The organism is Streptomyces sp. NPDC050732, assembly GCF_040654255.1.
In the GTDB taxonomy this organism is placed as follows: Bacteria; Actinomycetota; Actinomycetes; order Streptomycetales; family Streptomycetaceae; genus Streptomyces.
In genome coordinates, this window is sequence record NZ_JBFAHP010000010.1 from 204,893 (window position 1) to 223,622 (window position 18,730).

17 protein-coding genes are annotated in these 18,730 nt (G+C 72.0%); 2 read left to right on the forward strand and 15 right to left on the reverse strand.

Annotated elements, in window-relative coordinates; all coding sequences use genetic code 11:
• Positions 1 to 52: 52 nt before the first annotated feature.
• Genes AB0H82_RS12040 through AB0H82_RS12075 form a run of 8 tightly spaced genes read right to left on the reverse strand, consistent with a single transcriptional unit; the run spans position 53 to position 8,261 of the window.
• Positions 53 to 832, reverse strand: a complete 780-nt coding sequence (locus tag AB0H82_RS12040; RefSeq protein ID WP_362991488.1) for a ferredoxin reductase — start codon at positions 830 to 832, stop codon at positions 53 to 55.
• Entirely contained in the window at positions 825 to 1,442 is a 618-nt protein-coding gene (locus tag AB0H82_RS12045; RefSeq protein WP_362991490.1) for a sulfite oxidase-like oxidoreductase, read from the reverse strand. The genes AB0H82_RS12040 and AB0H82_RS12045 overlap by 8 nt, the downstream gene beginning before the upstream one ends.
• Positions 1,439 to 2,794 (reverse strand): amidohydrolase, encoded by a 1,356-nt coding sequence (locus tag AB0H82_RS12050; RefSeq protein WP_362991492.1) that lies wholly within the window; start codon positions 2,792 to 2,794, stop codon positions 1,439 to 1,441. The genes AB0H82_RS12045 and AB0H82_RS12050 overlap by 4 nt, the downstream gene beginning before the upstream one ends.
• 19 nt (positions 2,795 to 2,813) lie before the next feature.
• Positions 2,814 to 3,584 carry a purine-nucleoside phosphorylase gene (locus tag AB0H82_RS12055; RefSeq protein WP_362991494.1) on the reverse strand — a complete coding sequence of 257 codons (771 nt, stop codon included), beginning with the start codon at positions 3,582 to 3,584 and terminating at the stop codon, positions 2,814 to 2,816.
• Positions 3,581 to 4,483, reverse strand: coding sequence for an ABC transporter permease (locus AB0H82_RS12060; RefSeq protein WP_362991496.1), 903 nt, complete (start codon positions 4,481 to 4,483; stop codon positions 3,581 to 3,583). The genes AB0H82_RS12055 and AB0H82_RS12060 overlap by 4 nt, the downstream gene beginning before the upstream one ends.
• Complete coding sequence (locus tag AB0H82_RS12065; protein WP_362991498.1) at positions 4,483 to 5,598, reverse strand: ABC transporter permease; 1,116 nt, start codon at positions 5,596 to 5,598, stop codon at positions 4,483 to 4,485. Before AB0H82_RS12065 ends, AB0H82_RS12060 begins: the two co-directional genes overlap by 1 nt.
• Before the next feature lies 1 nt (position 5,599).
• Entirely contained in the window at positions 5,600 to 7,231 is a 1,632-nt protein-coding gene (locus AB0H82_RS12070) for an ABC transporter ATP-binding protein (protein ID WP_362991500.1), read from the reverse strand.
• Positions 7,215 to 8,261: a BMP family ABC transporter substrate-binding protein gene (locus AB0H82_RS12075; protein WP_362991502.1), complete on the reverse strand. Its 1,047-nt coding sequence runs from the start codon at positions 8,259 to 8,261 to the stop codon at positions 7,215 to 7,217. Before AB0H82_RS12075 ends, AB0H82_RS12070 begins: the two co-directional genes overlap by 17 nt.
• A gap of 350 nt (positions 8,262 to 8,611) precedes the next feature.
• On the opposite strand from AB0H82_RS12075, the gene mtnA reads away from it, so the two are divergent.
• Positions 8,612 to 9,673 carry an S-methyl-5-thioribose-1-phosphate isomerase gene (gene mtnA, locus AB0H82_RS12080; protein ID WP_362991504.1) on the forward strand — a complete coding sequence of 354 codons (1,062 nt, stop codon included), beginning with the start codon at positions 8,612 to 8,614 and terminating at the stop codon, positions 9,671 to 9,673.
• 1 nt (position 9,674) lies between these two features.
• On the opposite strand, the gene mtnB is transcribed toward mtnA, so the two are convergent.
• The 7 genes from mtnB to AB0H82_RS12115 all read right to left on the reverse strand — a co-directional run bounded on the left by mtnB (position 9,675) and on the right by AB0H82_RS12115 (position 16,862).
• Complete coding sequence (gene mtnB, locus AB0H82_RS12085) at positions 9,675 to 10,292, reverse strand: methylthioribulose 1-phosphate dehydratase (RefSeq protein ID WP_362991506.1); 618 nt, start codon at positions 10,290 to 10,292, stop codon at positions 9,675 to 9,677.
• Positions 10,289 to 11,032, reverse strand: a complete 744-nt coding sequence (gene mtnC / locus AB0H82_RS12090; RefSeq protein WP_362991508.1) for an acireductone synthase — start codon at positions 11,030 to 11,032, stop codon at positions 10,289 to 10,291. The genes mtnB and mtnC overlap by 4 nt, the downstream gene beginning before the upstream one ends.
• A complete protein-coding gene (locus tag AB0H82_RS12095; protein ID WP_362991510.1) occupies positions 11,029 to 11,619 on the reverse strand; it encodes a cupin in 591 nt (196 codons plus the stop codon). The genes mtnC and AB0H82_RS12095 overlap by 4 nt, the downstream gene beginning before the upstream one ends.
• A gap of 161 nt (positions 11,620 to 11,780) precedes the next feature.
• Positions 11,781 to 13,406 (reverse strand): glycerol-3-phosphate dehydrogenase/oxidase, encoded by a 1,626-nt coding sequence (locus AB0H82_RS12100; RefSeq protein WP_362991512.1) that lies wholly within the window; start codon positions 13,404 to 13,406, stop codon positions 11,781 to 11,783.
• A 3-nt stretch (positions 13,407 to 13,409) separates the two neighbouring features.
• Positions 13,410 to 14,954, reverse strand: a complete 1,545-nt coding sequence (gene glpK, locus AB0H82_RS12105) for a glycerol kinase GlpK (protein WP_362991514.1) — start codon at positions 14,952 to 14,954, stop codon at positions 13,410 to 13,412.
• Between the two features lie 86 nt (positions 14,955 to 15,040).
• Complete coding sequence (locus AB0H82_RS12110) at positions 15,041 to 15,832, reverse strand: MIP/aquaporin family protein (protein WP_362991516.1); 792 nt, start codon at positions 15,830 to 15,832, stop codon at positions 15,041 to 15,043.
• Between the two features lie 265 nt (positions 15,833 to 16,097).
• Positions 16,098 to 16,862, reverse strand: a complete 765-nt coding sequence (locus AB0H82_RS12115) for an IclR family transcriptional regulator (RefSeq protein WP_362991518.1) — start codon at positions 16,860 to 16,862, stop codon at positions 16,098 to 16,100.
• 267 nt (positions 16,863 to 17,129) lie between these two features.
• Between AB0H82_RS12115 and AB0H82_RS12120 the strand changes: the two genes are divergently transcribed.
• Positions 17,130 to 18,730, forward strand: a 1,601-nt coding sequence (locus AB0H82_RS12120) for a homocysteine S-methyltransferase family protein (RefSeq protein WP_362991520.1), incomplete at its 3' end; no start/stop codon positions are given.

An 18,730-nucleotide genomic window follows, 5' to 3' on the forward strand; every position in this document is an offset into this window, starting at 1 on the left:
ACGATGCCGCGGTGGAACAGGAGTCGGGGAGTCGATCAGGGTAGCGCTCAGGTCAGCCGAAGCGTTCGATCCGGATCCGGTCCACCGGCTGGCCGCCGTCCACCAGCAGCCGCGAAGCGTGTTCGGCGAAACCGTTGGAGCCGCAGATGTATGCCTCCCAGCCGCCCTCGGGCCGCCCCGGACCGGTCAGGAACGGCGCCAGGTGGGTCGCGTTCAGGCGGCCTTCGGAGCGGGTCAGGACGACGGTGGTCTCGTCGCCGTACTCGTTCGCGTAGATCAGGTCCTCCGGCGTGCGTGCCGAGACGATCAGCCGCAGCGGCACGTCGAGCCCCGCGAGGCGGTGGTGGCGGACCATCGACATCAGCGGCACCACGCCCGAGCCGGCCCCGAGCAGCAGCGCCGGACGGTCGCCCGGCCAGGCGAAGAAGCCGGACAGCGGCCCGCGCACCTCCACCGTGTCGCCGACCCGCGCCACGGTGTGCAGATGCCCCGACACCTCGCCGTCCAGGACGTGGTCGAGGGTCAGCTCGATCTCGCCGCTGCCGTCGGGCGCGGAGGCGATCGAGTAGTGCCGCTGGGCGACGTAGCCGTCCTCGGCGGTGAGCCGCAGCATCAGGTGCTGGCCCGGCAGGTGCCCCTGCCACTCGGGCACCTTCAGGCGGAACGTCGAAGCGGCCGGGGTCTCCCGGCGGATCTCCACGACGGTCGCGCGCTGCCACAGGGCGGCGGAGCGATTGCTCACCGCGATGCGGCCGGGCACGGCGAACGCCGTGGGCGGCACGAAGCGCTCCCCGGAAGAGGGAGAGTCGGTGGAAGAGGGAGAGTCAGTCACCGGCGTAACGCTCCTCGGCCCACGGGTCGCCCCGGTGGTGGTAGCCGTTCTGCTCCCAGAAGCCCGGCTCGTCGCGGTCGGAGAGCCGCAGCCCCGCGACCCACTTGGCGCTCTTCCAGAAGTAGAGGTGGGGGACGATCAGGCGGGCGGGGCCGCCGTGCTCGGCGGGCAGCGGCTCGTCGCCGTACTCCCAGACGATCCACGCCCGGCCGCCGGTCACGTCGGCCAGCGGCAGGTTCGTGGTGTAGCCGGTGTGGGAGTACGCGATGACGTGCGATGCGGCGGGGAGCGGGCGGGCCGCGGCCAGGAACGTGTCCAGGCTCACGCCGCCGAAGCGCACGCCGAACTTGGACCAGCTCGTCACGCAGTGGATGTCGCCCCGGTACTCGGAGGCGGGCAGGGCGTGCGCCTCGTCCCAGGTCCAGGTGCGCGGGGCCGCGACCAGGCCGTCGACGCGGAACGTCCAGTCGGCGGCGGCGAGGCGCGGAGTGACCTCGGCGGACAGGACGGGCCAGCCGTCGCCCGCGTCGTACTGCCCCGGGGGCAGCCGCGGGTCCCGGTCGGCGGCGCGGGCGCGGCCGGTGAAGCCACGGGTGGGTTCGAACGTCATACGGAAGGTGCCACTTCGGAGGTTGTCGCCGCGTCCCGCAGGGCCCGCAGGACGGCCGGCTCGTCGAGGGTGAGCAGGTCGCGGTCGCGCATCAGGACGCGCCCCTCCACCACAGTGTCCCGCACGTCGGAGGCCGACGCCGCGTACGCCAGCATCGACCACGGGTCGTGCCGGGGCGTGAGGTGCGGCCGCTCCAGGTCGAGGACGATCAGGTCCGCGCGCTTGCCGGCCTCCAGCGAACCCAGCTGGTCGCCGAGGCCCAGCGCCCGCGCCGACTCGACGGTCGCCATCCGCACGGCCTGCTCGGCGCCGACCGCCGTCGGGTCGCCGCCCGCCTTGTGCACGAGCGCGGCGACGTTCACCGCGCCGAGCAGGTCCAGCGTGTTGGAGCTCACGGCGCCGTCGGTGCCGAGGCCCACCGTGACGCCCGCGGCGAGCAGCTCGGGCACGCGCGCGATGCCGCAGCCCAGCTTCAGGTTCGACACCGGGCAGTGCGCGACGCCCGTGCCCGTGCGGGCCAGTGTCGCGATCTCCGCGTCGGTCAGGTCGACGGCGTGCGCGAGCAGCGTGTCGGGGCCGAGCACGCCCAGCGAGTCCAGCAGCTCCACCGGGCGCATGCCGTGCTGCTCGGCGACGGTCGCCACCTCGCCCGCGTTCTCCGCGGCGTGCAGGTGCAGCAGCGCGCCGTGCTCCCGCGCGAGCGCCGCGATCGCCGTGAGCTGCTCCGGGTTCAGGGTGTACGCGGAGTGCGCGAAGACGACCGGGCGGGTGCCCGGCGCCGGGGTGTGCGCCTTGAGGTGCGCGGCCGCCCAGCCGAGCCGTTCACCGTAGGGACGGCCGTCGGGCGGCTCCGGCACGTCCATGAACGTCGGCCCGGTGAGCAGCCGCCACCCGGCGTCGCGGGCCGCGTCCGCGGCGGCCTCGTGGAACCAGTACATGTCGAGCGCGGTGGTGACGCCGCCGCGCACGGACTCGGCGATGGCGCCGCGGATCCCCGCTGTCACCGTGTCCGGCGAGAGCAGCTCGGCCTCACGGGGAATCACCCGGGCGAGGAAACCCTGGAGCGTGACGTCGTCGGCTATGCCGCGCAGCAGCGTCATCGCGAGATGGGTGTGCGTGTTGACGAGGCCGGGCAGGACGAGGCAGCCGCGCGCGTCGATCTCCTCGGCCGCCTCGTACGCGGCGCGCAGCCGGTCGGCGGGGCCGACCTCCACGATGCGGCCGCCGCGCACGGCGACCGCGCCGTCCGTCACGAGGGTGCCCGCCGCGTCGACGGTCAGCACGTCGCCGCCGTGCACCAGCAGGTCTATGGAGCCGCCGCGGTCCTGGGCCGGCAGATCAGTGGGGTGCATCGGTTCCGTTCTCCGTGGTTCAGTGTTCGGCCGTGGCCAGCAGGCGCAGCGCGTCCAAGGTTATCCGGGCGCCCCGGGCGACCCCGTCGGCGACCACGTCGCGGTGCGGGTCGTAGGCCCCGGTCGAGAAGGGCGCCTCCTCGTCGACCAGTTCGTCGGCGTTCGCGCCGTCCACGACCAGCGCGCCGCCCGCGGTCAGGCCGTGCGTCGAGGCGAAGACGAGGAGCGCGGAGAGCTCCATCTCGATGGCGGCGATCCCGGCCGCCGCGTACGCCTCGCCGGGCAGCGGCAGGAACCCCGGCTGGAACGCGGCCCGCGTCCACACCACGCCCCGGTGGTGCGGCGCACCGGCCGCCCGCGCCGCACGCTGCAGGGCGATGACCGCCTCCGGCGCGGAGAACGCCGGGTACTCGGCGGGAATCAGCTGCTGGGTCACCCCGTCGTCCCGCACCGCCGCGTCCGCGATCACCAGGTCGCCGTCGCGGATGCCGGGACGGATCGCGCCCGCCGTGCCGAGCCGCAGAATCGTCGTGACACCCGCCTCGGCGAGCTCCTGGAAGAGGAGGATCGCGCCGGGCGCCCCCACGCCGTGCGAGGCGACGACCACCGGAGTGCCCTGCCAGGAACCGGTGAAGGTGCGGTACTCGCGGTGGTACGACACCTCCTTCGCGTCGGACAGGAGGTCGGCGACGGCGGCCGCGCGGCCCGGGTCGCCGACGACGACCGCCTGCGCGGGCAGGCCGGCACGGGGCACACGGGTGACGGGCAGTGCGTCGATGAACGACGTCATGAGGATGCTCCTAGGAGGGACTCGGGTTGCTTGCGGCGCCTGCGGCGTGCCGTGGAAAGGAAGAGGGCGACCAGGGTCACCACGTAGGGGGCGGCGTCGGTGGCCTGCGGCGGAAGACCGTTGCCCTGCAGCCGGAACCCGACCGCCTCCGCGACCCCGAAGAGCAACCCGGCGAGCAACACCCCGAGGGGCAGCGCCCGGCCCAGCATCACGGCGACGACGGCGATCCAGCCGCGCCCCGCCGTCATGTTCTCCGAGAACAACGTGACGTTGCCGAGGGCGAGTTGAGCCCCGGCGAGGCCGCAGAGCAGCCCTCCGGTGAGGACGGCGGCGTACTGGTACTTCGCCGGACTCACCCCCAGCGTCGCCGCCGCGTCCGGCGCCTCACCGACCCCGCGCAGCCGCAACCCCCACGGATGGCGCGCGAGGAACACGGCGGCGACGGCGACGGCCGCCCACGACACGTACACGAGAGGCGAGTGCCCGGACAGGACGGGACCGAGGAAGGCAAGGTCGACGGTGCCGAGCCCCGCCAGGTCCGGGTCGGAGAACGTGCCCTGCACGCCGAAGACGGTCCGCAGCAGAAAACCGGTCAGGCCGACCGCGAGCAGGTTGAGCGCGACACCGAGCACGACGGCGTCGCCCCGCAGACTGATGGTCCCCACGGCGAGGATCATCGCGTACGCGGCGGAGGAGAAGGCCGCGAACAGGACACCGAGCCAGGCGCTGCCCGTGAACCAGCTGCCCGCGACCGCGCTGAAGCAGCCGATCAGCATCATGCCTTCGAGCCCGATGTTGAACACGCCCGCGCGTTCACAGATCGCGCCGCCGAGCGCGGCGAGCAGGATCGGGGTGAGCGCGAGGAGCGCCGAGTGAAACAGCGCGGAGTCGACGGACATCAGACCTGCCCCTTGTTCTCGGCGTGCTCGGTGTTCTCGGCGTGCTCGATGTGCTTGGCGTTCTCGGTGCGCCGCGCACGCCGCCAGGTGAACCGGAACCGCGCGGCCAGGAAGACGATGACGACGGCCTGGAGCACCTGCGTCAGCTCGCGCGGCACCTCCGTGGCCCGCTCCATGGCGAGACCGCCGACGTCGAGCGCCGCGAAGAACAGCGCGGCGACCGCGGTCCCCACCGGCGCCGCCGAGGCGAGGAGCGCGGCCGTCAGACCGGTCCAAGTGTGCCCGCCGGCGGTCAGCGAACCGTCGATGAAGCGGTACGGGAAGCTGAGCACACCGATCGCGCCGACGAGCCCGGCGACGGCTCCGGACACCGCCATGAGCCGCAGCGTGAGACGGGGACCGTCGACGCCCGCGTACGCCGCGAAGCGCGGGTTGAGGCCCGTCATGCGGATCTCGTACCCGGTGGCCGTGCGGGCGTCCATGAAGACGAAGACACCCGCGGCGACCACGACGAGCACGAGCCCCACCGTGACCGTCGACGAACCGAAGGCCGGCAGCTGCACACCCTCCGGCAGCCGCCGGGTCTGCGGCAGGCTCGACCCCTCCTCCTTGAGCGGGAAACGCGCCAGGTACGAGGCGAACGACATCGCCGGATAGCTGAGCAGCAGACTGCTCACCAGCAGCGGCACGCCGAACCGGTTCTGGCAGAGCGCGGCGAGCGCGGCGTAGCCGGCGCCCGCCAGCATGCCGGCGAGCAGCGCGGCGACCACGGCCAGCGGCGCGGGCAGCGGGACGTGGAGACCGGTGGCCGCGGCGGCGATCCCGCCCAGCACCAGCTGCCCGTCGCCGCCCAGGTTCAGCAGGCCCGCCCGCATCGGCACGGCCAGCGCGACGGCGAGGCCGAGGATGCTGGTCCCGGTCGTCAGCGTCGACCCGATCCCGTCGGGCCCGAGCGAGCCGCTGACGACGGACTCGTACGCCCCCAACGGATCGGCCCCGGTCCCGACGAGGAAGAGCGCCCCGACGAGGACGGCGGCGACGACGGAGTGCAGGGCGGGGGAGCGCAGGGCACGCCCCGCGACGGAGCGCCCCGGGGAGAGGCTCTCGACGGCCATGTCAGGGGGCCTCCTTGAGGGGAGCGGGGGGCGCGGGCGCGGGCGAGGCGGGTGCCTCACCAGGGGAGTCGGGCGAACCCGTCGGGGCGGGTGCCCCGGCAGGGGAGGCGGGCGGTTCCGTCGGCGCGCCGCCCGCCATCGCGAGGCCCAGGCGCCGCTCGTCCGCCTCCTCGCGGGTGAACTCCGCCGCGATCCCGCCCTCGTACATCACGAGGACCCGGTCCGCGAGGCCGCGGATCTCGCTGAGCTCGGCGGAGACGAGGAGGATCGCGTGGCCCGCGTCGCGGTGCGCGACCAGGTGGTCGTGGATGGTCTGGACGGCGCCGATGTCCACACCCCGGGTGGGCTGCTCCACGATCAACAGCGGGGATTCGTGGGCAAGTTCGCGCCCGATGACGAGCTTCTGCAGATTGCCGCCGGAGAGCGAGCCCGCCGCGTGCCCCGGCGACGCCGCCTTGATGCCGAACCGTTCGACGAGCACGCGCGCGTGCTCACGGAGCAGGGCGGGGCGCAGCAGGCCGTGCCCCCGGTGGTGGCCCATGGCGAGGTTCTCCGCGACCGTCGCGGCCGGCGCCGTGCCGACCGCCGCGCGGTCCTCGGGAACGTACGCGAGCCCCGCCGCACGGCGCTCCGCGGCCGACGCGTGCGTGACGTCGTGCCCGGCGAGCGTGACACGGCCCGCCAGGGCCGGCCGCAACCCCGTGACGGCCTCGACCAGTTGGGACTGGCCGTTGCCCGCGACGCCCGCGATGCCGACGATCTCCCCGGCGCGGACGGTGAGCGACACGTCGCGCACGCCGTCCGCCGTCAGACCGTCCACGGCGAGGACCGTGCCGCCCGGCGAGCCCGCCGGATGCACCCGGTCCAGCTCCACCGCGCGCCCCGTCATGGCCGCCGCGATGCCGTCCGCGCTCGTCTCGCTCGTCCGCAGGCGCGCCGCGACCCGCCCGTCGCGCAGCACCGTCACCGCGTCGCTGCCCTCCATGACCTCACGCAGCTTGTGCGTGACAAGGAGAACCGTGCGGCCCTCGTCCGCGAGGGAGCGGAGCACACCGAACAGCGCGTCCGCCTCCGCGGGCGTCAGGACGGCGGTCGGCTCGTCGAGGATGAGGGTGCGGGCGCCGCGGTGGAGGAGCTTGAGGATCTCCACGCGCTGGCGCACGCCCACCGGCAGGTCGCCGACCTTCGCCGCCGGGTCGACGGCGAGCCCGTGCTCCACGGCGAGCGCACCCACCTGCCGGACCGCGTCCGCCCGGTCCACGAGGCCGAAACGCCGCGGTTCGGCGGCGTACACGACGTTCTCGGCGACCGTGAAGGAGGGGAACAGCTTGAAGCTCTGGTGCACCATCCCCAGGCCCGCGGCGATCGCCTCGCTCGGGCTCGCGAAGGACACCTCGCGCCCGTCGAGCAGGATCTGCCCGGCGTCCGGACGCGACAGCCCGTACAGGACGGACATCAGCGTCGACTTGCCCGCGCCGTTCTCACCCATCAGGGCGTGGATCTCGCCGCGCCGCACGGTCAGGTCGACGCGGTCGTTGGCGAGCGTGCCCGGGAACTCCTTGGTGATGCCCCGCAGTTCGACGGCGAACGGGGCGCCGGCGCCCTCGGGCGGCGCGTCAGGCGGCGGGGTCATCGACGGTCAGCTTCCCGGCGGCGATGTCGTCGCGCAGCTTCTCGACGCGCTTCAGCACGTCGCTGTTGGCGGGCTCCGCGATCAGGCACTTGGAGGCGGCGAGCCCCGGCTCCAGGCCGGTCAGCGACATGCCGCCCTCCTTGAGGCCGTACGACACGGTGGTGCCGCCCTTGCCGTCGAGGATCTGGCCGATGCCCTTCTCCACGGCGACATCGGTCTTCTTGAGCACGTTGTCGACGACGACACCGGGGCTGGTCAGGCACTGGTTGGCGTCCACGCCGTATGCCTCGAACCCCTTGTCCCGCGCCGCCTGGAAGACGCCCGTGTTGCCCGCGGCCGCGGCCGCCATCACCTGGTCGACGCCGCCCGAGGCGAGCGTCGCCGCCTGGTCCTTGGCGCGCGCCGCGTCGTTGAACGGCGACTGCCCGCCGACGAACAGCGTCCGCGAACCGACGCCCGCCCGCACCTTCCTCGCGCCCGCCGCGAAGGGCTCGCTGTACCGCCGGAACTGCGGGGTGTCGAGCACGTCGACGGCGCCGACCTTCTTGCTCTTCGTCAGCAGACCGGCCTCGGCACCGGCGAGGAAGACGGCCTCGTGCTCGCGGAAGACGGCACAGGTGACGTTGTCGTACGTCTTCTTCGTGCACGCGTCGACAAGCAGGAACTGCTGCTTCGGGTGGGCCTCGGCCTGCTGCGCCACGATGTCCGCGAACTCGAAGCCGACCAGCGCGACGACGTCGGGCGCCGAGTCCACGGCGGAGGCGACGTTCTGCTGCCGCGAGTCGGTGTCGCTGCTCTGGAAGACCTTCTGCGAGCCGTCGTGCGCCTTCGCCGCCGCCTTCACCCCGGAGACGGCGAGCTTGAGGAACTCGTTCTGGGCGACGGGGTCGGGCGTGACGAGCGTGAAGCTCTTGCCGCCGCCCTTGCCCTGATCTCCGCCCTTGGCGGCGGCGTTGCAGCCGGTGGCGAGGAGGACGGCACCGACGGTGGCCGCGGTGATCCTCAGGGACGTACGCGTACGCAGGGACATGGGATCGCCTTCGTGGAGGTGCCCGGGAACGGTCCGGGCGGTGACAGGAGAGTCGTACGTGCTGGAGCGGTGCCGCTCAGCGACAACAGCGGTGACAGCACATGCGGCGACAGCGCGTTCGGCGGCCGCAGGACACGGCGGGGCAGCCGCACATCGCGCCGGCTTTCGCGGCCATGGCTGTCCTCCTCGCACCGTGGATCGGATCGATCTGTCCTGGGTGGCGGTGAGGGTAACACCGGATTTCGGACAGCCGCACGAACGTCTCGGAATGTGGTTCGAGCACGTCAGGTACGGTGACGGCGCCCCTCCTCCCGTGGCCGAATCGCCCCCTTTCCCTCGGAGTTGAGCCCATGAAGAGCCAGGACCTGCGCGCCGTGACGTGGACGGAGGCGGAGGGCGACTCCGCCCCGGCCCTCTCCCTCATCGACCAGACGGCGCTCCCGCACGCCCTGGAGCGCCTCGCCGTCACGACGGTCGACGGCCTGGTCGACGCGATCGTCCGGCTCGTCGTGCGCGGCGCCCCCGCGATCGGCGCCGCGGGCGCGTACGGCGTCGCCCTGGCGATGGCGCAGGCCGAACGCGAGGGCTGGGACCGCCCACGCCTCGACGCCGAGGTGGCCCGGGTCCGGGAGGCCAGGCCCACCGCGGTGAACCTCATGGTGTGCGTGGACCGCGTGCGGCCCTGCATCGACAAGGGGATGGCAGCGGTGCTCGCCGAGGCCGACGCGATCGTCCAGGAGGACCTCGCGGCCAACCACGCGATGGGCGCGCACGGCGCCGACTGGCTCCTGAAGCAGGTGCCGGGCGCCGCCGACCGGCCGCTGCGCATCCTCACCCACTGCAACACCGGCGCCCTCGCCACGGCGGGCTGGGGCACGGCGCTCGGCGTCATCCGCGAACTGCACGCCAGGGGACGGCTCGAAACGGTGTACGCCGACGAGACGCGCCCGCTCCTGCAGGGGGCCCGTCTGACGGCCTGGGAACTCGCCCAGGAAGGCATCCCGCACTACGTCCAGGCGGACGGCGCGGCCGCGGGCACGATCCTGCGCGGCGAGGTTGACGCGGCGATCGTCGGCGCGGACCGCGTCGCGGCCAACGGCGACACGGCCAACAAGGTCGGCACGGTCGGCATCGCCCTCGCGTGCGCGCACGCGGGCATCCCCTTCATGGTGGCGGCGCCGACCACGACGGTGGACCTCGCGACGGCCACGGGCGACGACATCCACATCGAACTCCGCAGCGAGGACGAGGTCCTGGAGTGGGCGGGTGTCCGCACGGCCCCGGCGGCCTCGCGCGGCCACAATCCCGCGTTCGACGTGACACCGGGGTCACTGGTGTCGGCGCTGGTCACGGAGCGGGGCGTGCTGGAGGTGGCGGCGGGGGAGTGGCCGAAGCACGCACTGAGGCAGTAGCTCAGCCCCGCGCCGCCGCCAACTCCAGCAGCCACTCCACGACCTCGGCCCGATGCCGTGCCTCACGCGGGTCAGCGCCCCACACATAGATCCCGTGCCCGGCGACGACCACCGCGGGCATCCCCGGCTGGAGCGCCGCCTCCAGCCGGTCCCCGAGCTCGGTCATGTCCTGGCTGTTCGCGATCACGGGCAGCGTCACCGACACCTCGTGCGTCGGATGCCCGAGCCCCTTCAGCATCTCCAGGCCCTCGAAGGGAATTCCCTGCGGGGCCCGCTGCCCCATGAGGACCGACGCCACCGTGTGGACGTGCACCACGGCACCCGCCCCGGTGAGCCGCACCACGCGCGCGTGGAGGGCGGCCTCGGCGGAGGGCCGCCCCGGCCCGACAGCCGCACCCTCGCCGTCCGTCACCACCACGTCCGACGGCGTGAGTTCGCCCTTGTCCCGCCCGCTCGCGGTGACGGCGAGCCGGAGCGGTTCCCGGGAGAGGACCAGGGACAGGTTCCCGGACGTCCCCCGCATCCACCCGAAGGAGGCGAACCGCGCCGCCTCCGCGGCCAGCACGGCCCCGGCCTCCGCCAGGTCCGCGGCGGTGACGTCGGCGGTGGTCTCGGTCATGAACTGCTCCCAGCGTCAGGAGTGGCGGCAAGGGGACTGATCCCGGAGAAGGCTGAAACCTGCGGATGATCGCCGAAGTCGGCGTCGGCGTACGGCTCCCCGGCCCGGCGCACACCGACCGTCCGCCAGCCCGCGGCCCGCGCCGCGTCCAGCTCGCCGGGCCGGTCGGAGAGGAAGAGCAGCCGCCCCGGGGCGAACCCGGTCGACGCCGCGATGGCACGGTAGGAGTCCGCCTCCTGCTTCGGCCCCGCGTTCTCGGTGTCGTACAGGCCGCTGACCAGGCCCAGCAGATCGCCCTCCGCGGAGTGCGCGAACCACGCCCGCTGCGCCGCCACCGAACCGGACGAGTACACATACAGCCGCACCCCGTCCGCGTGCCAGCGGCGCAGCACCGCGATGACGTCCGGGTAGAAGTGCGAGACGAGCTCGCCGCGCGCGAAGCCCTCCGCCCACAGGACGCCCTGGAGCGTCTTCAGGGGCGTCGCCTTGCGGTCGGCGTCGACCCACTCCCCGAGCACCTCCTCCACACGCCCGGCGTCGGCGTCCGGCTCGCCGATCTCGGCCCGCACCTGTGCCACGGCCCGCGCCACCTCGGGCTCGTCACCCCGCGCGGCGAGCAGTTCACCGAACCGCTCGCGCGCGTACGGGTACAGCACGTCCACCACGAACCCGGTGGCGCTGGTGGTGCCCTCGATGTCGAGGACGACGGCGTCCACGCCGGGCAGGTTCTGATCCGTCACGCGGCGTACCCCGCGTGGATCTCGTCGAAGTCGGGGAAGCGGTCCGCGATCGGGCTGCCGGTGAAGTTCCCGATCCAGCCGTCCTCCTCGTGGAAGAAGCGGATCGCCGTGAACGCGGGGGAGGTGCCCATGTCGAACCAGTGCGTGGTGCCGCGCGGCACGCCGAGCAGGTCGCCCTTCTCGCAGTACACGGCGTGCACCTCACCGCCCACGTGGAGGTAGAAGATCCCGGCGCCCGCGACGAAGAAACGCACCTCGTCATCGTCGTCGTGCGTGTGCTCGGCCAGGAACTTCTGCCGGGCCGCCCGCGCCTTCCCCGGCCACTCGGGGTCGTCGCCGGCCGGCGGGTGCAGGGCCACCACGTCGACGGTCCTGAAGCCTTCCTCGGCGTTCAGCTTGTCGATCTCCGTGCGGTACGCGGCGAAGACGGTGTCGCTGTCGGCGTCGGCCGGCACGTCCTCGCGCACCGGCCACTGCTCGTAGCGCACGCCTGTCGGAGCGAGCGCGGCGGCGATCTCCGCCGGATCCGACGTACGGCGGACGACGGTCTCGGGCCCGGCCTCCGGCCAGGTCGTCAGGAGAGTCATGGTCACTCCAGGGCAGGTCGGCGGGTGTTCTCGGGATCGTAGCTCCCGTCCCCGGCCCGCCACAGGGTGTCCCAGTGCGTGGACGCGTAAGGGGCGGCCTCCAGGGAGACCGCCCCTTACCCACTGTCGATGAACCGTCAGTACCTACTGCCGATGAACCGTCAGTCCTTCTTCTTCAGCAGGTCCTCGACCTTGCCGCGCACCTCGTCCGTGGCCAGGCCGCGGATCGTCAGCGTCGTCCGGCGGCGCAGCACGTCGTCCGCCGTCTCGGCCCACTCGTTGTCACGGGCGTAGACGACCTGGGCCCAGATCTCCGGGGCGTCCGGGTGGACGCGCTCGGCCAGCTCCGGGTTGTCGTTCGCCAGCCGGGCGATGTCGAAGGAGAGCGAGCCGTAGTGCGTCGCCAGGTGCTTGGCGGTGTCGGCGGCCATGCGCGGGCCGGGCGCCGGACCGTCCACGAGGAGACGGTGGGCGACGGCACGCGGGTTGGCGATGCCGGGCAGCGGCAGCTTCTTCGGCAGCTCGGAGATCGGCTCGTAGTCGTCGCCGAGCGGGTGCCCCGGCAGGGACTCCAGCTTCTTCATCACCGTACGACCGATGTGGCGGAACGTCGTCCACTTGCCGCCGGCCACCGACAGCATGCCGCCGCGGCCCTCGGTGACGACCGTCTCGCGCTTGGCCTTCGACGTGTCGCCGGGACCGCCGGGCAGCACCCGCAGACCCGCGAAGGAGTACGTGATCAGGTCGCGCGACAGCTGCTGGTCGCGGATGGAGAACGCGGCCTCGTCCAGGATCTGGGCGGTGTCCGCCTCCGTGACCTTGACGTCCGCCGGGTCGCCCTCGAACTCCTCGTCCGTGGTGCCGAGCAGCAGCATGTCCTCCCAGGGGAGGGCGAACGTGATGCGGTACTTGTCGATCGGGGTGGCCAGCGCGGCCTTCCAGGGGGCGGTGCGCTTGAGGACCAGGTGCGCGCCCTTGGAGAGGCGGATGGAGGGCGCCGCGTCCGGGTTCTCCATCTTGCGCAGGTGGTCGACCCACGGCCCGGTCGCGTTCAGCACGAGGCGCGCGTTGACGCCGAACTCGTCGCCGCTCATGCGGTCCTTGAGCTCCGCGCCCGTGACCCGGCCCTTGGTGAAGCGCAGCCCGGTGACCTCGGCGTGGTTGAGGACGGCGGCACCGGCCTCGACGGCCGCGCGGACCGTCATGAGGGCCATGCGGGAGTCGTTCATCTGGTCGTCGCCGTAGACCGCGACGGCCTTCAGGTTGTCCGTGCGCAGCTCCGGCACGTCCTGCGCGGCCTTCGACGGCGAGAGCAGGTGGCCGACGCCGTCGCCGAACGCGGAGAGCGCGCTGTACGCGAACACGCCCGCGCCCAGCTTGGCCGCGCCGTGCGGGCCGCCCTTGTAGACGGGCAGGTAGAAGGTGAGCGGGTTCGCCAGGTGGGGGGCCACCTGACGGGACACCGCGCGACGCTCGAAGTGGTTCTCCGCGACCAGCTTCACCGCACCGGTCTGCAGGTAGCGCAGACCGCCGTGGAGCAGCTTGGAGGAGGCGGAGGAGGTGGCGCCGGCGAAGTCACCGGCGTCCACCAGGGCCACCCGCAGTCCCGACTGCGCGGCATGCCAGGCGGTGGAGATGCCCAGAATTCCGCCGCCGATCACCAGGAGGTCGTACGTCGCCTTGGAAAGCTGCTCCCGGGTCTCGGCGCGGCTCGCCACTCCAAAAGCAGCACGTGAACCGGCAGCCGGATGCGTCCCGAGGGCAGGGACGCTCTGCAGGGTGGTCATGTCTTACTCCTCGCCACTCTCATCGAGCCAACCCATGGACCGCTCGACGGCCTTGAGCCAGCTCTTGTACTCACGGTCGCGGGTGCCCGCGTCCATGTGGGGGGTCCACTCCGCGGCCCGCCGCCAGTTGGCGCGCAGCTCGTCGGTCGAGGACCAGAAGCCGACGGCGAGACCGGCGGCGTAGGCGGCACCGAGGCAGGTCGTCTCGGCCACCATCGGGCGCACCACCGGCGCGTCGAGGAAGTCCGAGAGGGTCTGCATCAGCAGGTTGTTGGAGGTCATGCCGCCGTCGACCTTGAGGGCCGCGAGCTCGACGCCGGAGTCCTTCGTCATGGCGTCGGTGATCTCACGGGTCTGCCAGGCCGTGGCCTCCAGGACGGCGCGCGCGATGTGCGCCTTGGTGACGTACCGGGTCAGACCGGCGATCACACCGCGGGCGTCGGAGCGCCAGTACGGGGCGAACAGGCCGGAGAAGGCCGGTACGAAGTAGGCGCCGCCGTTGTCCTCGACCGACGACGCGAGCGTCTCGATCTCGGCGGCGGAGTTGATCAGGCCCATCTGGTCCCGCATCCACTGCACCAGCGAACCGGTGACGGCGATGGAGCCCTCCAGGGCGTAGACCGGCTTCTGGTCGCCGATCTGGTAGCCGACCGTGGTCAGCAGCCCGGAGTAGGAGTTGATGGCCTTGTCACCGGTGTTCATCAGCATGAAGGTGCCGGTGCCGTACGTGGACTTCGCCTCGCCCTCGTCGAAGCAGGTCTGGCCGAACAGGGCCGCCTGCTGGTCGCCGAGCGCGGAGGCGACGGGGATGCCGCCGAGCAGGTCGCCGAGCTGTCCGCCGGTGACCTCGCCGTAGACCTCGGCGGAGGAGCGGATCTCGGGGAGCATCTGCGGGGGGACGCCGATGGAGTCGCAGATGCGCTCGTCCCACTGCATCTTGTGCAGGTTCATCAGCATGGTGCGGGAGGCGTTGGTGACGTCGGTGACGTGCTTGCCGCCGTCGACTCCGCCGGTCAGGTTCCAGATGACCCAGGAGTCCATGGTGCCGAAGAGGATGTCGCCCGCCTCGGCGCGCTCGCGCAGGCCCTCGACGTTGTCGAGCAGCCAGCGGGCCTTGGGCCCGGCGAAGTAGGAGGCCAGCGGGAGGCCGGTCTCGCGGCGGAAGCGGTCCTTGCCGACGTTGCGCCCGAGCTCTCTGCAGAGCGCGTCGGTGCGGGTGTCCTGCCAGACGATGGCGTTGTGGACCGGCTCGCCGGTGTTCTTGTCCCACAGCAGCGTGGTCTCACGCTGGTTGGTGATGCCGATCGCCTTGATGTCGTCGCGGGTGATGCCGGCCTTGGCGACGGCCCCGGCGACGACCTCCTGGACGTTGGTCCAGATCTCGGTCGCGTCGTGCTCGACCCAGCCCGGCTTCGGGAAGATCTGCTCGTGCTCCTTCTGGTCGACGGAGACGATCCGGCCGTCCTTGTCGAAGACGATGCAGCGGCTGGACGTGGTGCCCTGGTCGATGGCCGCGATGAAGGGGCCTGCGGTGTGTGCGTCGGTCACGGTGTGCTCCAGAATTCTTTTCTGACGGCTCTCAAGCGTCTTTGGCGGTCATCCGTCTCAGGCGGTCATCGGTCGCTGTCGCGGGTCTACTTGAACGCGACGTTGTAGAGACCGCCGGCGATGGCGCCGCCGATCAGCGGACCGACGATCGGCACCCAGGCGTACGACCAGTCCGAGCTGCCCTTGTTCGGCAGCGGGAGCACGGCGTGGACTATGCGCGGGCCGAGGTCACGGACCGGGTTGATCGCGTAGCCCGTGGGGCCGCCGAGCGAGAGGCCGATGCCGACCACGACGAGCGCGGTGATCAGGGCGCCGAGGGTGCCGAGGCCGTTGCCGCCGTCGTTGAGGCCCTGCGTCAGGATGGCGAGAACCAGGACGACCGTGGCGATGATCTCCGTGAGCACGTTCTGGACGTAGTTACGGATCTCGGGTCCTGTCGAGAAGACGCCGAGCACCGGGCCCGCCGACGGGGCGGCCTTCTGGTCGACCATGCCCTCTGCCACCGGCTGCGCCGCCAGGACCTCGGGGTCGGTCAGGTGGGCCTTGAACTGGCCCATGTAGGTGACCCACACCAGGAAGGCGCCGATCATCGCGCCGAGCAGCTGCGAGCCCAGGTAGAGCGGTACGTCGCTCCACTTGGTGCCGCCCTCGACGGCGAGGCCGAGCGTGACCGCCGGGTTGAGGTGGGCGCCGGAGACGCCACCCGCGAGGTAGGCGCCGGTCAGTACGGCGAAGCCCCACCCGAAGGTGATGGCGAGCCAGCCGGCGTCCTTGGCCTTCGAGCGCTTGAGCGTGACGGCGGCACACACGCCACCGCCGAGCAGGATGAGCACGGCGGTACCGATGGTCTCGCCGATGAAGATGTCGGAGCTGGACACCCGCGACTCCTTTGTCCTTCGTCCAGGGGAAGGCGAACCCCGGGTCCCTCCGGTGGTCCGCGACCTCAGGTGAGGTCGTTGCCGGCCCTTGGCCTTGTCACACTCTAGCGCGTAATGCCGGTAGGTGTTCGACAATGCCGACCGATGGACGCGAGTCTCACCCCGGGGTTACTCGCCCGTCAAGGGTTCTGTTATTGAAAACACGATCGTTATTGATCGTTTCGCGTTATCGGTGATTCCGCAGCCAGAAGGGGTGCGGCGCGGCTCAGAAGCGCCCGGCGCCCAGGTCCCTGGACACGGCGCGGGCGCAGTCCCGCACGGCCGCGATCAGCTCGGGACGCAGCTCCCCGTCCTTGCAGACACGCTCCACGGCCCCGGTGACACCGACAGCGCCGACCGGCATGCGCCGCCGGTCGTGAATGGGGGCGGCGACGGAGGCGATGCCCTCCCAGGTCTCCTCGATATCCGCCGCGTACCCACGCGCGCGCGTGAGATCAAGGACGCTCTCGAAGCCCTCGGAGTCGGCCACCGTGCGCACGGTGAAGGTCTGGCGCTCCGCCTCGACGGCTTCGTTGTGCGCGACCGGGTCGTACGCGGAGAGCACCTTGCCCAGCGCCGTGGAGTGCAGCGGCTGCATGGCCCCCACCTCCAGGACCTGGCGGCTGTCGTCGGGCCGGAAGACGTGGTGGACGATGAGCACGCCCTGCTGGTGCAGCACCCCGAGGTGCACGCTCTCACCGCTGGAACGGGCCAGGTCGTCCGTCCACACCAGGGCGCGGGCCCGCAGCTCGTGCACGTCCAGATAGCTGTTGCCCAGGCGCAGCAGCTCGGCGCCCAGCTGATAGCGGCCCGACGCGGAGTCCTGCTCGACGAAACCCTCCGCCTGAAGGGTGCGCAGAATGCCGTGCGCCGTACCCTTGGCCAGGTCGAGGGCGGAGGCGATCTCGGAGAGGCCGAGCCGTCGCTCGCCGCCCGCGAGCAGCCGCAGCATCGCCGCGGCCCTTTCGAGCGACTGGATGTTGCGTGCCATCGCAGCCCCGACCTCCGTCCCCTTGCACCAACTCGACGTTCGACAATGCTGAACACTATCGGTCGTTGTCGACCTCTCGCTAATGCGCGGACAGCACGTGTTGCCCCCGCTCACCCTGTCAAGCCCCCGAACCGGCCAAGCCCGCCCCGCCCGTCCGTCTCGTGGACTCCTTCCCAAAGGGACCTTGGTCCCGGCTACCCTGACCGAGTGCGCCCTCCAACCAGAAGGCGCAAAGCCGACAGCCGTCGCACTCCAGGGAGCTCTTTCATGGCCTCGTCGCCAACCCCGTCGTCGCAGCCCACGCCTGTTTCGTCCGAGAGCAGGACCCGAGCCGACGCCCTCCGCGAGGCCCTGGCCACCCGCGTGGTGGTGGCCGACGGCGCGATGGGCACCATGCTCCAGGCCCAGGACCCCACGCTCGACGACTTCCAGCAGCTCGAAGGCTGCAACGAGATCCTGAACGTCACCCGCCCCGACATCGTGCGCTCCGTGCATGAGGAGTACTTCGCCGTCGGCGTGGACTGCGTGGAGACCAACACCTTCGGCGCGAACTACGCGGCCCTGAGCGAGTACGACATCGCCGACCGCAACTTCGAGCTGTCCGAGGCGGGCGTCCGCATCGCCCGCGAGGTCGCCGACGAGTTCACCGCCTCCACCGGACAGCAGCGCTGGGTGCTCGGCTCCATGGGCCCCGGCACCAAGCTGCCCACCCTCGGCCACGCCCCGTACACCGTCCTGCGCGACGCCTACCAGACGAACGCCGAAGGCATGATCACCGGCGGCGCCGACGCGCTCCTGGTGGAGACCACCCAGGACCTGCTGCAGACCAAGGCCGCCATCCTCGGCGCCCGCCGCGCCATGGACGCCACCGGCGCGAACCTCCCCCTGATCTGCTCGGTCACCGTCGAGACGACCGGCACCATGCTGCTCGGCTCGGAGATCGGCGCCGCGCTGACCGCCCTGGAGCCGCTGGGCATCGACATGATCGGCCTGAACTGCGCCACGGGCCCGGCCGAGATGAGCGAACACCTGCGCTACCTCGCCCGCCACTCCCGCGTCCCGATCTCCTGCATGCCCAACGCGGGCCTGCCGGTCCTCGGCAAGGACGGCGCCCACTACCCGCTGACGGCACCCGAGCTGGCCGACGCGCAGGAGAGTTTCGTGCGCGAGTACGGCCTGTCCCTGGTGGGTGGCTGCTGCGGTACGACGCCGGAGCATCTGCGTCAGGTGGTGGAGCGGGTGCGCGGTGTTGAGGCGCCGGCGCGTGATCCGCGTCCGGAGCCGGGTGCCGCCTCGCTCTATCAGACGGTGCCGTTCCGTCAGGACACCGCCTATATGGCGATCGGGGAGCGCACGAACGCGAATGGGTCGAAGAAGTTCCGGGAGGCGATGCTGGAGGGCCGCTGGGACGACTGTGTGGAGATGGCCCGCGAGCAGATCCGCGAGGGCGCGCACATGCTGGACCTGTGTGTGGACTATGTGGGCCGGGACGGGGTGGCCGACATGGCCGAGCTGGCGGGCCGCTTCGCGACCGCCTCCACGCTGCCCATCGTGCTGGACTCCACCGAACTGCCCGTGCTGCAGGCGGGGTTGGAGAAGCTGGGCGGGCGGGCGGTCATCAACTCCGTCAACTACGAGGACGGGGACGGCCCCGAGTCGCGGTTCGCGAAGGTGACCGCGCTGGCCAAGGAGCACGGGGCGGCGCTGATCGCGCTGACCATCGACGAGGAGGGCCAGGCCCGCACCGTCGAGCACAAGGTCGCCATCGCCGAGCGCCTGATCACCGATCTGACCGGCAACTGGGGCATCCATGAGGCGGACATCCTCATCGACACCCTGACCTTCACCATCTGCACCGGCCAGGAAGA

Coding starts and splice junctions, on each gene's coding strand:
- AB0H82_RS12055 (WP_362991494.1), bottom strand. CDS start 3,584: ATGACGTCGTTCATCGACGCACTGCCCGTCACCCGTGTGCCCCGTGCC.
- AB0H82_RS12060 (WP_362991496.1), bottom strand. CDS start 4,483: ATGTCCGTCGACTCCGCGCTGTTTCACTCGGCGCTCCTCGCGCTCACC.
- AB0H82_RS12075 (WP_362991502.1), bottom strand. CDS start 8,261: ATGTCCCTGCGTACGCGTACGTCCCTGAGGATCACCGCGGCCACCGTC.
- AB0H82_RS12045 (WP_362991490.1), bottom strand. CDS start 1,442: ATGACGTTCGAACCCACCCGTGGCTTCACCGGCCGCGCCCGCGCCGCC.
- AB0H82_RS12115 (WP_362991518.1), bottom strand. CDS start 16,862: ATGGCACGCAACATCCAGTCGCTCGAAAGGGCCGCGGCGATGCTGCGG.
- AB0H82_RS12100 (WP_362991512.1), bottom strand. CDS start 13,406: ATGACCACCCTGCAGAGCGTCCCTGCCCTCGGGACGCATCCGGCTGCC.
- mtnA (WP_362991504.1), top strand. CDS start 8,612: ATGAAGAGCCAGGACCTGCGCGCCGTGACGTGGACGGAGGCGGAGGGC.
- AB0H82_RS12070 (WP_362991500.1), bottom strand. CDS start 7,231: ATGACCCCGCCGCCTGACGCGCCGCCCGAGGGCGCCGGCGCCCCGTTC.
- AB0H82_RS12095 (WP_362991510.1), bottom strand. CDS start 11,619: ATGACTCTCCTGACGACCTGGCCGGAGGCCGGGCCCGAGACCGTCGTC.
- AB0H82_RS12065 (WP_362991498.1), bottom strand. CDS start 5,598: ATGGCCGTCGAGAGCCTCTCCCCGGGGCGCTCCGTCGCGGGGCGTGCC.
- AB0H82_RS12050 (WP_362991492.1), bottom strand. CDS start 2,794: ATGCACCCCACTGATCTGCCGGCCCAGGACCGCGGCGGCTCCATAGAC.
- mtnB (WP_362991506.1), bottom strand. CDS start 10,292: ATGACCGAGACCACCGCCGACGTCACCGCCGCGGACCTGGCGGAGGCC.